This is a genomic window from Streptomyces sp. NPDC003016 (assembly GCF_053591455.1).
On the sequence record NZ_JBSFTV010000051.1, the window covers coordinates 1 to 12,743 of the forward strand.

Annotated in this window: 13 protein-coding genes and 1 pseudogene; 10 read left to right on the top strand and 4 right to left on the bottom strand. The window is 70.9% G+C overall.

The annotated features are described in order from the left end of the window. Positions 1-671 precede the first annotated feature (671 nt). From ACWDZ4_RS30985 to ACWDZ4_RS31020, 8 genes and pseudogenes are all read left to right on the top strand, one after another. Positions 672-1,433 (top strand): MerR family transcriptional regulator, encoded by a 762-nt coding sequence (locus ACWDZ4_RS30985; RefSeq protein ID WP_451511705.1) that lies wholly within the window; start codon positions 672-674, stop codon positions 1,431-1,433. 223 nt (positions 1,434-1,656) lie between these two features. Further along, positions 1,657-2,265, top strand: coding sequence for a DUF6230 family protein (locus tag ACWDZ4_RS30990; RefSeq protein WP_451511706.1), 609 nt, complete (start codon positions 1,657-1,659; stop codon positions 2,263-2,265). After that, entirely contained in the window at positions 2,256-2,717 is a 462-nt protein-coding gene (locus ACWDZ4_RS30995; protein WP_451511707.1) for a DUF6114 domain-containing protein, read from the top strand. Before ACWDZ4_RS30990 ends, ACWDZ4_RS30995 begins: the two co-directional genes overlap by 10 nt. Continuing rightward, entirely contained in the window at positions 2,714-3,376 is a 663-nt protein-coding gene (locus tag ACWDZ4_RS31000) for a hypothetical protein (RefSeq protein WP_451511708.1), read from the top strand. Before ACWDZ4_RS30995 ends, ACWDZ4_RS31000 begins: the two co-directional genes overlap by 4 nt. Before the next feature lie 189 nt (positions 3,377-3,565). Further along, positions 3,566-3,970: pseudogene (locus ACWDZ4_RS31005) on the top strand (beta-eliminating lyase-related protein); the annotation flags it as partial. Then, complete coding sequence (locus ACWDZ4_RS31010) at positions 3,880-4,764, top strand: beta-eliminating lyase-related protein (RefSeq protein WP_451511709.1); 885 nt, start codon at positions 3,880-3,882, stop codon at positions 4,762-4,764. The pseudogene ACWDZ4_RS31005 and the gene ACWDZ4_RS31010, both read left to right, overlap by 91 nt. Before the next feature lie 262 nt (positions 4,765-5,026). Continuing rightward, positions 5,027-5,281: a DUF5133 domain-containing protein gene (locus ACWDZ4_RS31015; RefSeq protein WP_451511735.1), complete on the top strand. Its 255-nt coding sequence runs from the start codon at positions 5,027-5,029 to the stop codon at positions 5,279-5,281. Positions 5,282-5,609: 328 nt separating this feature from the next. Then, complete coding sequence (locus ACWDZ4_RS31020) at positions 5,610-6,026, top strand: CBS domain-containing protein (protein WP_451511710.1); 417 nt, start codon at positions 5,610-5,612, stop codon at positions 6,024-6,026. A gap of 366 nt (positions 6,027-6,392) precedes the next feature. Here the strand turns inward: ACWDZ4_RS31020 and ACWDZ4_RS31025 are convergent, their stop codons facing one another. Next, entirely contained in the window at positions 6,393-6,893 is a 501-nt protein-coding gene (locus tag ACWDZ4_RS31025) for a hypothetical protein (protein WP_451511711.1), read from the bottom strand. 658 nt (positions 6,894-7,551) lie between these two features. Here ACWDZ4_RS31025 and ACWDZ4_RS31030 point away from each other — a divergent pair. Further along, entirely contained in the window at positions 7,552-8,280 is a 729-nt protein-coding gene (locus tag ACWDZ4_RS31030) for a GAF and ANTAR domain-containing protein (protein WP_451511712.1), read from the top strand. Positions 8,281-8,291: 11 nt separating this feature from the next. Here ACWDZ4_RS31030 and ACWDZ4_RS31035 read toward each other — a convergent pair whose 3' ends face one another. Together ACWDZ4_RS31035 and ACWDZ4_RS31040 are read right to left on the bottom strand one after the other, a co-directional pair. Next, complete coding sequence (locus ACWDZ4_RS31035) at positions 8,292-8,684, bottom strand: STAS domain-containing protein (RefSeq protein ID WP_451511713.1); 393 nt, start codon at positions 8,682-8,684, stop codon at positions 8,292-8,294. Between the two features lie 123 nt (positions 8,685-8,807). Further along, complete coding sequence (locus ACWDZ4_RS31040) at positions 8,808-8,975, bottom strand: hypothetical protein (protein ID WP_451511714.1); 168 nt, start codon at positions 8,973-8,975, stop codon at positions 8,808-8,810. A 160-nt stretch (positions 8,976-9,135) separates the two neighbouring features. On the opposite strand from ACWDZ4_RS31040, the gene ACWDZ4_RS31045 reads away from it, so the two are divergent. After that, complete coding sequence (locus ACWDZ4_RS31045) at positions 9,136-11,283, top strand: prolyl oligopeptidase family serine peptidase (RefSeq protein WP_451511715.1); 2,148 nt, start codon at positions 9,136-9,138, stop codon at positions 11,281-11,283. Positions 11,284-11,455: 172 nt separating this feature from the next. On the opposite strand, the gene ACWDZ4_RS31050 is transcribed toward ACWDZ4_RS31045, so the two are convergent. Continuing rightward, on the bottom strand, positions 11,456-12,724 hold the full coding sequence (locus ACWDZ4_RS31050) for an MFS transporter (RefSeq protein WP_451511716.1): 1,269 nt from the start codon (positions 12,722-12,724) through the stop codon (positions 11,456-11,458). Between the last annotated feature and the right edge of the window lie 19 nt (positions 12,725-12,743).

Sequence of the window (12,743 nt, forward strand, 5' to 3'; positions counted from 1 at the left end):
GGGGTCTTCAGCTCGTCCGCGATGCGTTCGGCGACGGTGCGGGCGGCGATGCGGCGGGGCTGGGTGCCCGGCCCATCCCCGCGTTCCGCTCCTCCTCCGCCGTCCGCGCAGGGCAGAGGCCGGCCTCTCCCAGATGTCCGCTCCCCTCATGCCCCCCCCTCTGGGGCAGGGGGCGAACGCCGGGAAATCGTGACGCGGTCGTCGGCCGCACCGTCGGCGCGATCGTGATCTCCGCCCTGGTGGGTGCCGCCCGCGCGTGACTCGTCATCAGCGGCCCGGAGCGGGGCCGGTTGCAGGCCGGTCACCCGGCCGTGAGGGCGGCGAGTGACCAGATGGTGTGGGCCTCACCTGTTGAGGAAGGCGTTCACGGTCACGGACGCTACGGCGGGCGCTCACGACCCGGCCGATTGCCCGCTCGACGCGTCGGCGACGGGCAGGGGACGGAGCCCTCTGGCGGACCGCGTGGGAAACCGGAGCGCGTCATCGGAGACAAGGGCTGCGGCTCGAGGGCGGTCCGTACCCGGCTGCCGCCCGCCGGCCTTTGGAAAACGGATCTGCCGGTGTCGCGATGTCGTCGAACACTGTTCCGCCCTCGTCCCGCTGCCGGTGCAGGCATGACACTTCGACGACAACTCCTGGGGCGCGTCCCGCACGGCGCTAGGCTCGGGGCCGTGAGCAGCGAGGTGGCGGGGGACGCGGTGGCGGCGGGCGGGGCGTGGTACCGCCGGGAGGAAGTGGCCCGGGCGGCCGGTGTGAAAGTCCGCAATCTGCGTTACTACCAGGAGCGCGGGCTGCTGCCCCCGCCCCGCCGGGAGGGCCGGATCGCCTGGTACTCCGACGATCACCTGGCCCGGCTGCGGCTGATCGACGACCTGCTCGGCCGCGGCTACACGGTGAACGGCATCGCCGAGCTGCTGACCGCCTGGGAGCAGGGTGGCGGCATCGCCCAACTCCTCGGACTGAGACGGGAGATGACCCGGGACTGGGTGCAGGAGGAACCCGTCACGATGGGCCTCGCCGAGCTGCGGGAGCTGTTCGGCCCGGCGGCGACATCCCAGGACACCCGGCGGGCCGCCGCGCTGGAGTACGTACGGGTCGACGGGGACACCGTCACCTTTCCGAGCCGGCTGCTGCTGGAGGCGACCCTGACGCTGCTGCGCCAGGGCGTGCCGCTCGCGGAGATCCTGGACGCGGGGGGCTTTGTCCACGCTCAGGCGGCGGCGCTCGCGGACCGGTTCGTCGCCCTGTTCCGGCGGCATGTGATCGGCCCGGAGGGCCTGGAGCAGCTTTCGGCCACGCAGTTGGATCACATCGCGGAGGCGGCAGCGGCGCTGCGCCCGGTGGCGGGTGAGGTCGTGGCCGCGGAGTTCGCGCGGGCGATGGCGCGGAGAGTGGAGGCGGAAGTCGCCGCACTGCTGCGTACGGAGCAGTAGGACTTGGCCGAAAGGTGGTGTTCGCGCAACCTTGCCAACCACCATTGGCACTCTTACATTCAACTCCACGGTCGTACCGACGAGTAACGATCACACGCGACCGGATCACGCCGGATGACGGCGGCTCGCGCCGGGTCGCACCGGGTCCCAGTCCCACCGGATCGCACTGGTTCAGACCGGATCACAGCACCTCCGACCCCCACCCACCCAAGGGGAATCTGTCATGGATCACGACTTAGACGACGGCCGGGTGAGATGGCGGCGCTTCGCCGTCCTGACGGTCCCGGCCATCGCCGTCACCGCTGGCCTCGGCATCGCTCTCGCCCAAGGAGCGCTCGCCGCCTCCTTCGCCGTCTCGGGCCAGCAGTTCAAGGTCTCCGCCCGGAGCCTGACCGGCGAGGGCTTCGCCCAGTACGGCAGCGTGGACGTCAACGCCCGGGAGGAACTCATCCCGGTGGCGGTCACCGCCATCAAGGAGGCCGAGCTCAACAGCCTCTGCCAGTCGGTGGTCACCTCGCTCCCGGTGATCGGCGACATCTCGCTCAACCTGACCGCCGGTCGGAAGACCCCGGTCGAGGCGACGAACCTCTTCGTCGACGCCACCCAGCTGTCCGGCAACGCGACCTTCACGAACATCGAGATCGGCCGCGACGCCTCCACCCTGGACAAGGGCCCGGCCGACGCCCAGGGCATGCAGGACATGTTCGCCCAGCAGGCCGACACCGTCAGCATCACCGATCTGCGGCAGACGGCGTGGGCCACCAACGCCGGTACCTTCAAGCTCTCCGGCCTGAGCATGAAGATCAGCAAGGGCAAGAAGGAATGCTTCTGAGCCGGACGCGGTTCCGGCGGTGGCGCCGCAGCCGGCCGTTCTGGGGCGGTTTCGCCGCCGTCCTCGCCGGGGCCGAGATCTGTGTCCTGCCGCTCGCCCCGCTGAAGGTCATGCTCACCCAGGGCGTGGCGGGGATCCCGTCCGTCCTGATGGGCCTCGTGATGATCGTCCTCGGTGTCTCCGTCTGGTTCGCCCCGCACTACCGCGCACTCGCCGGGGTCCTCACCACCCTCATCGCCACCGCCGCGCTCGTGCTGTCGAACCTCGGCGGGTTCCTCATCGGGACCCTGCTGGGCATCCTCGGCGGCGGCCTCATGTTCGCCTGGCAGCCGCGAACCCCCAGGTCCGGCGCACCTGCCGGAGCCGGCAGAACCACAGAATCCGCACTGCCCGCACCGGACGGAACCCCCTCCTCCGCACCGCTCTCCGATCCCCAAGGAGCACAGTCATGAGCCGCACCCGTGCCACCCTCGCCCTCGGGCTCGCCGCCGCAGGCGCGCTGACCCTCGGCGCCGCCTCCGCCACCGCCGCGCCGTTACCGTTACCGGCAGCGGTGGCCGGCTCGACCACCGTCACCCCGGCCGGCCACGCCTTCAAGGCCACGCTCAGCGGCAAGGCCACCCTCAAGGCCGGCTCGGTCACCGTGACCTGCTCGGTCTCCGTGTCCACCGGCACCGTCCCGGCCGCTCCCGGCAACCACAACCCGGCCGGCCCGGTCTCCTCGCCGATCTCCGCCCCCACGTACAGCTCCTGCACTTCGAGCATGCCGGGCGTGACCCCGACCGTCACCACCAGCGGCAACTGGAAGGTGTCCATGCAGAACGGGACTCCGGCCACGGCCACCATGACCGTCCCGACGGGCGGCCTCGTGGTCAAGACGACCGGGCTGGCCACCTGTACGGTCGTCACCGCGCCCACCGCCGCGGCGAGCGTCCCCGGCTCCTGGACCAACGGCGCCCCGTCCTCGCTGGCCTTCACCAACGCCTCGGTCCCGGTCAAGGTCACCGGCGGATTCGGCTGTCCGACCAGCGCGACGAGCTCCACCTTCAACGCCGTCTACACGGTGGCGAACACCACCGACCCGGCCCAGCAGATCACCGTGGCACCGTAACCCTGTAGCCCCTTCGCTCAGGACGGACAGTTCGAGGCGGACAGCTCGGGACAGACGGACGATGCTGGGCGCGCCCGTCGTCGGGCGGACACCGATCCGGGTCCGTACGCCGTACAGCTCGCCCAGCATCTCCTCGGTCGGCACTTCGGCCGGGGACCGGGCGGCCACCGCCCGTCCCCCGTGCGGGAGATGCGGCCGGTCGCAGGAGAAGGCGGCCAGGTCGGGGTCGAGGACGTGCGACCCCGGCAGGCCGGTGGCGGTCGGGCCCCGCACCGGCCTGTCGACGCGTCGGCTCGTCAGTGCCAGGGGGTGGAGGCCGGTTCGCGCTCCTTCCACCGCTTCTACGACGTGGTACGGGAGCTGACGTCCTACCCCCACGTCCTGCCCGTCCACCAGGGCCGGGCGGCGGAGCGAATCCTCTTCTCCACACTGCTCGTTCCCGGACAGATCACCCTGAGCAACACACACTTCGACACCACCCGCGCCAACGTGGAACTGAACGGTTGCCAGGCGTACGACCTGCCCTGTCCGCAGGCAAGGGACCTCGACAGCGACGAACCGTTCAAAGGCGGCATCGACCTCAGAGGACTGGAGGAGGCACTGCACGGCCCCGACGCCTCCCGGATCGCCGCGGTGATCATGACCATCACCCACAACGGAGGGGCGGCCAGCCGGTCTCCACGGACAACCTCACCCGCGCCGCGGCCCTGTGCCGTGAACACGGCGCGCTCTCCTTCCTGGACGCCGCCCGATTCGCCGAGAACGCCTGGCTGGTCACCCAGCACGAATCCGCCTACCGGAACCACACTCCGCGACAGGTCGCCGAAGAGGCATTCCGGCCGGCCGACGGCTGCCTGATGAGCGCCGAGAAGGACGGCATCGCCCACATCGGCGGCTTCCTCGGCCTGCGTGACGACGACCTCGCCGGGCGGTGCGAACTCCTGCTCATCGCCACCGAGGGCTTCCCCGCCTGCGGCGGACTGGCCGGACGGGACCTGGAGACGGTCGCCCAGGGCCTGTCCGAAGTCACCGATCCCCAGTACCTTCGATCCCACGCCGAGGCGGCGGGCCACCTCGCCGGCCTGTGCCGGAACGCCGGTGCCGACCTCCTCGAACCACCTGGCCTGCACGCCCTTCACCTCAACGCAGGACGACTCCTGCCGCACATTCCTCCCCACCGCTTTCCCGGCCATGCGCTCGCCTGCCGGCTCTACCTGGAAGGCGGCATCCGGTCGGCGGAGCCCGGCTCGCTCTACCTCGGCAGGGAGGACGAGGACGGAAAACCGGTCGTCACGGCCCCTGCGAACTGGTACGGCTCGCGCTTCCCCGCAGGACCTGCATTTCCGGCCACCTGGATTACGCCGGCCGGGTCCTTGAGGCGACCGTGAAGGACAAGGACCGGATTCCCGGCTACCGGATGGTCGAACAGGCCCCGATCCTGCGGCACTTCCGTTCCAGGCTGGAGCCCGTCCCGCGATGACGGCGGGAAACCGGAGCCGCTCGCCGCACCTTCCGGACGCTCCGGCGTCCAGGCCGATGCGGGCCTTCGCGCACCGTCTGAGCCGGTATCCGGAACATTGTGTTGCATGAGAGCGCCTCGCGCGGGAACACGTACAGCACTCAAGAGAGTCTGCGGGAGGGACTGTAGTGGTGTTGAAGCCGGAGCCGCGCCGTGTGAGAACTCTGCTTGCCAGGTATGCGAGCGCACGCATTGCGCTTGCGGAGAAGCCTGACCAGGCGTGGCAACGAGAGCTTGCAGACGTCACCTACACGCTGTGCGTGGTGACCGGGACCCGTTCGATCACTGATGCGATCGCGGCTGCCGACGAGATCCTGGAGGCGGCCAGGCAACCCGAAGGGGACTTTCGGGCACCACTCGCACCGGACACCACTCTCGCGGCCTGAGGCTGCCGCCCCGCTGCCCGCAGTCCGCTGGCGCAAGGCGAGACGACCCCGTACGCCGCTCGGTCGCCGAGGTGGGAGCACCCGCACCCGGCGGTACGCAGGTACGTGGACGATCGCGCGACTGAAGTCGTCGGTCACCGCACACGCGGACGACGAAGAGGACCGGTTGTTTCCACTGCCGGCCGAAGCGTGGTCTGCCGAGGCCCTGAACGAACTGGACGAGAAGGTCCGCAGGGTCGGCGGGGCCGAGGAGAGCGGCACTGACCGGCGACCCGCGCCCGCAAAACAGATCATGTCCGACAACCACCCGTGAAAGGCAGGACAGCGCATGACCACCGCACGAGAGATCATGACCGAAGGCACGGAGTGCATCGGCGCGGAAGAAACCGTGCTGGCCGCCGCGGAGAAGATGACCCGGCTGGGCGTCGGCGCCCTGCCGATCTGCGGCACGGACAACAAGCTCAAGGGCATGCTCACTGACCGCGACATCGTCGTGAAGGTACTCGGTGCCGGCAAGGACCCCGCCGACTGCACAGCAGGCGAACTGGCGCAGGGCGAGGCGGTGACCATCGGCGCCGACGACGACGCCGAAGAGATTCTGCGCACCATGACCCAGCACAAGGTGCGCCGCCTGCCGGTTGTCGACGGCCACGACCTCGTGGGCATGGTCGCCCAGGCCGACGTGGCCCGAGCCCTGCCCGACCCCAAGACAGGCGATCTCCTTCAGGCGCTGTCCACCGACTGATCCGCAGCAGTGAAGGCCCCGGCCCAAGGCCGGGGCCTTGTGGCGCCCTGGCCGCCCGAGCGGACACAGCGTCGGCCCCCTTATTGCGACACCGCGGTACTGCGACGGGTGTGAGGTTGCCGGGTCGCTCTCCGGAAACCGGCGAGGCCCTGGCGGCCGCCTGCCAGCAGGTGCACGATCGGTGGCGACAGTCCCGCCCGTAACCATCGGCCCGCAACTGGCACACCCAGGCGCAGCCCAGGATGCCGCTCAGCGAGGGCATCCGACCCGGAGGAGCCGCGGAAGGCGGCCTCGGCCCCTCGTTCGCGCGGCAAGCACTCGGCGCTCATGCGCTCCAGCCGGGTGACGCCGGCCGTCACCGGCGCGTCATCCGTCGCCCCGGTCCCCTCCGGAGGCGCGCCGCCCCCGCGTCATCGCGAGGACACTTCCCGCGGCGGCGATCACGGCGATGGCCAGGGCGATGCTGACCCCGCCCTCGGTGTCCCAGTACACGTCCTCCAGGCTGATCAGCAGTGCCGCCTCGTCGAGGACCAGGGCTAGGCCCACCCCGTAGGCGAGCCCCATCCAGGCGCGCACCCGCGCCGAGCGTTCGACCAGCCCGACCGCGCCCACCGCCGCGAGCAGCAGGATTCCCCACACGTAGTGGTGGATGTGCACCCCGCCGGCCTGTACGTCGCCCACCCCGGCCACGTCGATGTGGATGAGCCAGGTGAGCAGGCGCATCCCGCCGAAGGCGAGGGCGAACCCCCACCAGGCCAGCACGAAGCCGCGCCGCTCGGGGGAGATGCCGGGCAGCAGGCGCAGCCAGGGCGACGGACGCTCCGGATGCCGGGACTGCGAACGGTCGGGCGTCTTCGACGGCTTCATGCGCGCTCTCCTGCTGTGAATTCCTCGATCAGCGTGGCCACGGCGTCCGGCGCACTGTAATAGGCCCCGTGTGCGGAGCCCCGGACTTCGGCCGCGCGTCTGTCACCGGCCGCGTGCCAGGCGCTGCGCCCATGCGTCGGAGGTGATGGTGCCATCCGTTCCCCGTACGGCGGATGTCGGCGCGTGGACCTGGGCCGGGTCCCCCTCGGATGACTCGGCGGCGTCCGGCAGGGCGTGGCGGAAGGACGCGATGCAGCCCGGGCGGACAAGGACGGAACGTCTCCGCGGCGGTCCGTGGCGGTCCGCGGCAGGTGTCGGAGGGGCTGATGCCGAGTTCGCGTACGCCGACGGTGATCTCCAGTAGGTCCAGGCCCAGGTCCCCCGCCATGCCCTCACGCGCCGCTTCCCGGCCCGAGGAACACCGGTCCGGGCCTGCCGGCGACCGCTGCGCGAGAAGGCAGAGCGGATCGGGGCGGCTGAGTCCCTCGTACGCACCGGAGCTGCGACAATGAAAGAGCCGCCCTCATCGCCTCCCCGCCGGAGCCGGGCGGACCGCAACACGCTGGAGGCATCACCCTCGGGCTGGATTCCGTGGACCCCGGCAACCACCCGCTTTCACGGCCAATCACGGGTCTGTCGGCCCGGAAGAGGAACGACCATGGTTGACGGACCCCTCTCCGACCTACCGGACCTGACCGGCTTGCTGCTCGACGCCGAAAGTGTCGATGAATTCCTGCAGGCTCTCGCCGACCGTGCTCTGGAACGCAGCCCGGCCGCCGAGGGGTGCGGCATCACTCTGGAGCGCCAGGGCCGGCCCCTGACGGTGGCCAGCGCCGGCTCAAGAGCCATGGAGCTGGACGAGAAGCAGTACGGCCAGGACGACGGCCCGTGCCTCCAGGCGCTGCGCACGGAAGAAGAAGTCCTGGTCGGCGACATGATGGACGAGCGGCGCTGGGGCGACTACCCCGCCTATGCCGTGGCGTACGACACCCGCTCCTCCGTCTCGCTGCCGATCGCGGCCCACACCCACACAGCCGGTGCCTTGAACCTGTACTTCGCCAAGCCGGACGGGTCGGCGGACGTCGACATGGATTTCCTCCGCGCGTTGGCGGCGCAGGCCACCGGAGCGATCGCGCTGGCGCAGCGCATCGGCGACGCCCAGGAATTCGCCGACCACCTGCAGACCGCACTGAAGTCCCGCACCGTCATCGATCAGGCCATCGGCGTGATCATGGGACAGCAGCGGTGCACCGCCGAACGTGCCTTCACGGTCCTGCGCAGCGCCTCCCAGCACCGCAACATCAAGCTGCGCGACCTGTGCACCGACCTCCTGACCAACATCGCCGGGCGGCCACCGGCCCCGGACGAGCTGCGCCCCCGGCCCTGAGCCGCAGGGGGTCACCCACCGACGTCCTGATCCCACCGCGACGGCTGCTTCGAGACGGGACGGCACCCGCGCGCGCAGGCCACGGCGCCGGACAACGTGGCGGTCACCAGCAGAAACCGGTACACGCCGGCGATGCGGAACACCTTGCGGGCCAGAGGACGGCGTGCCACCACAGCCAGCACGGCTCCTCCACGGCGGGCGACCTGCCGAACGCGCAGCAGCACGTTGACGGCCACAGCGGTGACCAGCGGTGTGTGCACATCGACAATCACGATCCGGGCACCGGAACCCGAGATCAGCGCGCGCAGCTCGCTTTCAGCGGCGTCCTCCTCGCCGAAGTCGATCACTTCGTGAACCTCGATCACGAGACGGTCCACGTCGAGTCGGTAGTACGGAAACAGCAAGGTGGGCTCCAGGAGGCATGCCTGTAGGACGGGCCGCTTCCTGACCACCGTCATCCCCATGTGCCCCTGTTGCGGAGGATGATGCAAGAGATCGATGTGGTCCTGCTTACCTGCGCGCGCCCCTCAGCGGCGGAGCAGCCCGCAGACGAAGTCCTCCTGGACGTCGCGGAGCTGGGCCAGGAGCTGCGGCGTGGTGCTCTCCCCGAGCCGGGTGGTGAGGGAGAGCGTCACGGAGCGCTTGCCGTCGGGGGTGGCGGCGGTGGACCGGGTGCGGCCCGGCCCGTTTCGCACGGGGGTTTTCGCTGAAGGGCATGGCCCACGCAGGCTCGGACGTGCGCATTCTGCGCGCATCGGACGCCGTGCGGGAGCGGTAGGTGTGGTGGGCGCCTGCGACCAGGTTCTTCACCTGCCCCGGCACCGCAGCCGGGGACGCACGTCCGGAGATGGGTGGATGTGGTCTCGCCGTGCGCTGCGGGCCTGCACAATTCGGCTTGTGATCGATGACGACCCGTACCTGTGGCTGGAAGACGTTGAGGGTGAGGCCGCGCTCGCGTGGGTGGCCGAGCGGAACGCCGAGACGGAGGCCGTGCTGGCTGCCGGCGCCGGGTTCGCTTCCCTGAAGGAGCGCCTGCGGGAGGTGCTGGACGCTTCCGACCGCATCCCCTACACCACCCGTCGCGGAGCGTTCCTTTACAACTTCTGGCGGGACGCCGGGCATGTGCGCGGTGTGTGGCGGCGTACGACGCTGGAGCAGTACCGCAAGGATGAGCCCGAGTGGGAGATCCTCCTCGACGTCGACGCGCTCGCCGCCGCGGAGGGCGAGAAGTGGGTGTGGGCCGGTGCGCAGGTGCGCCGCCCCGACTGCGACCGGGCGCTGGTGCGCCTGTCGCGCGACGGTGGTGATGCCGTGGTGGTCCGCGAGTTCGACCTCGCCACCCGGACCTTTGTCGAGGGAGGGTTCCGGGTGGGGGAGGCGAAGACGCGGATCGGGTGGATCGACGCCGACACCGTCTTCGTCGGGACGGACTTCGGGCTCGGCTCGCTGACCGACGCCGGCTATCCGCGCACGGTGCGCAGGTGGCGGCGCGGCACGCCGCTGGAGGAAGCCGCCCTGGTTTTCGAGGCCGACACGGGAGACGTGTCGGCCTGGGGCCTGCACGACACCACACCCGGTTTCGAGCGGGACTTCGTCGGCCGCTCGCTGGACTTCTTCCGCAGCGAGATGTACCTCCTCACCTCCGAGACCACGCTCGTGAAGATCGACGTTCCCGACGACGCCCGTGCCTACGCCCACCGCCAGTACCTGATCGTCACCCTGAAGTCCGACTGGCTCGGACAGCGGGCGGGTTCCCTGCTGGCGTTCGGCTTCGACGCCTTCCTGGCCGGCGACCGCACCCCCGAGGTGCTGTTCACGCCGGATGAGCGGACGGCTCTGGCCGGGCACTCATGGACCCGCCACCATCTGGTCCTGGAGACGATGCGCGACGTCAGTACCCGCATCGAGGTCCTCACCCCCGCCCCCGGCGGCGGGTGGGCGCGCAAGCCGCTCGCGGACGTCCCGGCGCTGTCCGCGGTCACCGTCGTGGACACGGACCCGGACGTCTCCGACGAGTACTTCCTGGATGTGGCGGGGTTCTTGCAGCCCTCCACCCTCTACCGCGGGAAGATCGGCGCCGACACGGAGATCCTCAAGCAGGCTCAGGCCCGCTTCGGCACGGCCGGCCTGGTGGTGGAGCAGTTCTTCGCGACCTCCCGGGACGGCACGCGGGTGCCGTACTTCGTGACCGGCCCCGACCGTGCCCTCACCGGCCCCGGCCCCGCCCTGCTCTACGGCTACGGCGGCTTCGAGGTCTCCCTCACCCCCTTCTACGGCGCCGTGAGGGGCCGGGCGTGGCTGGAGCGCGGCGGCACCTACGTGATCGCGAACATCCGGGGCGGCGGCGAGTACGGACCGGACTGGCACCGGGCCGCGCTCGGCGCGGAACGGCCGCGAGCCTTCGAGGACTTCGCGGCCGTCGCCGCGGACCTCGTCGCGCGGGGCATCACCACCCCGGGCATGCTGGGCGCCGCGGGAGGCAGCAACGGCGGCCTGCTCATGGGCGCGATGCTCACCCGCTACCCGAAGCTGTTCGGCGCGATCGTCGCCCAGGTACCGCTGCTGGACATGCTCCGCTTCCACAAGCTCCTCGCCGGCGCGTCCTGGATCGCCGAGTACGGCAACCCGGACGACGGAGCCGACCGCCCCCACCTCCGCGCGCTCTCCCCCTACCACCGGATCACTGCGGACCGGGTGTACCCGCCGGTCCTCCTGATGACCTCCACCCGTGACGACCGCGTCCACCCCGGCCATGCCCGCAAAACGGCCGCACGGCTGCGTGAGCTCGGCCACCCGGTGCTGTTCCACGAGAACACCGGCGGCGGCCACGCGGGCGCCGGCGACAACGAACAGTCCGCCTACAACAACGCCCTGGTGCATACCTTCTTGTGGCAGCACCTCGCACAACCGGCCCGGCCTGCCACTTCTGGGCCGTGCCCTGGCAACCAGCTGGTGGGAACCGAACGGCTGCCGTATTCCCCTGGTGATCCGTTCGGCGGCTGAGGCCGTCTCCGCCATGGCCGACCGGGCGACTTCCGTCGTGGTGCCGGAGGACGGTGCCCACGCGGTGTGCGGGGCCCGCTTCGGGCGAGCCTTCTCCGGGCCGGCCATGCCGCAGCCGGCAGCGGTCTTCCCCGGCCGCAAGGCCGTCGACCGCCGCACCGGCCGGAGGCGCTCAGGCGGCCCCCGGGCCGGCCGCGGGGGCCGCCTGAGGCTCCTTGGCGGCGGTGGTGAGGCTGCGGGCGCCGCTGTCGAAGGCCAGGCGGACCCCGACCGCCAGGGCCGGGACGGCGGCCACCGCGAAGGCCACGCGCAGGTCGCCCGTGACCAGGAGCCCCATGACCGCCAGGGAGATCGGTTCGAGGACGACCCGGGGCAGGTACATGACGCTGTTGATGCGGCCCAGGACCTCCTCGGGGGTCCGGGTCTGGATGAACGTGGGCAGGGCCACGTCGCTGGAGTACGCCACGCCCACGCCGAGCAGGGCCAGGGTGGCGGCGGCCAGCCAGACGTTCGGGAGGACACCGAGGAGCGTGAAGGCCACGCCCTCCGTGAGCGTCATGCCGATGATCAGGATGCCCCAGCGCCGCGGCAGGCCGGTGAAGACCGCCGCGATCGTCCCGGTCAGCTGGCCGAGTCCCCAGGCGGACAGGAGCAGGCCCAGGGCCATGGAGTCCGGGGAGAAGGACTTCGCCAGCGCCGGGAGGGCCACCGCGAAGAGGCCGCTGTAGCTCAGCGCCGCCGCACCGATGATCATGAGGACGGTACGGGCCTCACGGTTCCGCCGGGTGTACCGGAGGCCCTCGACGATCTCGCTGCCGATGACCGAGAGCGGCTTGGACTCCTCGACGTCGGGCCGGCGCCTCGGCGCGGCGAGGACGGTCCAGGCGGCCGCGAAGAAGGTGCCGCTGTTGAGCAGGATCGCGGCCGGGGTCCCCACCATGGCCACCAGGGAGGCGCCGAGCAGCGGCCCGAGGAACCGGGCGCCCTGCTCGCCGAAACCGACCAGCGCGTTCCCACGCGGAATCTGCTCGGTGGGCAGCAGGGACGGCAGGATGCTGTCCTGGGCCGGCATGAAGAAGGCCTCCGCCACCCCCGCGACGGCCCCCAGGGCGTACAGGTGCCACACCTGCACGTTGTCCATCACGGCCAGCAGGCCGAGCATCCCCACCGCGGTGCCTCGGACCAGGTGGGAGCAGAGCATGACCGTACGGGGCGACACCCGGTCGGTGACCGCGCCCCCGACCAGCAGCAGCACCCCGCGCGGCACCGTCTGCACCAGCAGCACCGCCGCCAGTGCCCCGGCCGATCCGGTCTCCTGGAACACCAGCCAGACGAATGCCACTTCGAAGCTGTAGTCGCCCAGCATCGACAGCGTCTCACCGCACCACACCGTCCGGAACGCGCGGTGGCGTAGCGGCAGTCGAACTTGTTCCAGCATCATTCCCTCTGCGATTTCCTGG

Coding starts and splice junctions, on each gene's coding strand:
- ACWDZ4_RS30990 (WP_451511706.1), top strand. CDS start 1,657: ATGGATCACGACTTAGACGACGGCCGGGTGAGATGGCGGCGCTTCGCC.
- ACWDZ4_RS30995 (WP_451511707.1), top strand. CDS start 2,256: ATGCTTCTGAGCCGGACGCGGTTCCGGCGGTGGCGCCGCAGCCGGCCG.
- ACWDZ4_RS31000 (WP_451511708.1), top strand. CDS start 2,714: ATGAGCCGCACCCGTGCCACCCTCGCCCTCGGGCTCGCCGCCGCAGGC.
- ACWDZ4_RS31020 (WP_451511710.1), top strand. CDS start 5,610: ATGACCACCGCACGAGAGATCATGACCGAAGGCACGGAGTGCATCGGC.
- ACWDZ4_RS31025 (WP_451511711.1), bottom strand. CDS start 6,893: ATGAAGCCGTCGAAGACGCCCGACCGTTCGCAGTCCCGGCATCCGGAG.
- ACWDZ4_RS31030 (WP_451511712.1), top strand. CDS start 7,552: ATGGTTGACGGACCCCTCTCCGACCTACCGGACCTGACCGGCTTGCTG.
- ACWDZ4_RS31045 (WP_451511715.1), top strand. CDS start 9,136: ATGTGGTCTCGCCGTGCGCTGCGGGCCTGCACAATTCGGCTTGTGATC.
- ACWDZ4_RS31050 (WP_451511716.1), bottom strand. CDS start 12,724: ATGATGCTGGAACAAGTTCGACTGCCGCTACGCCACCGCGCGTTCCGG.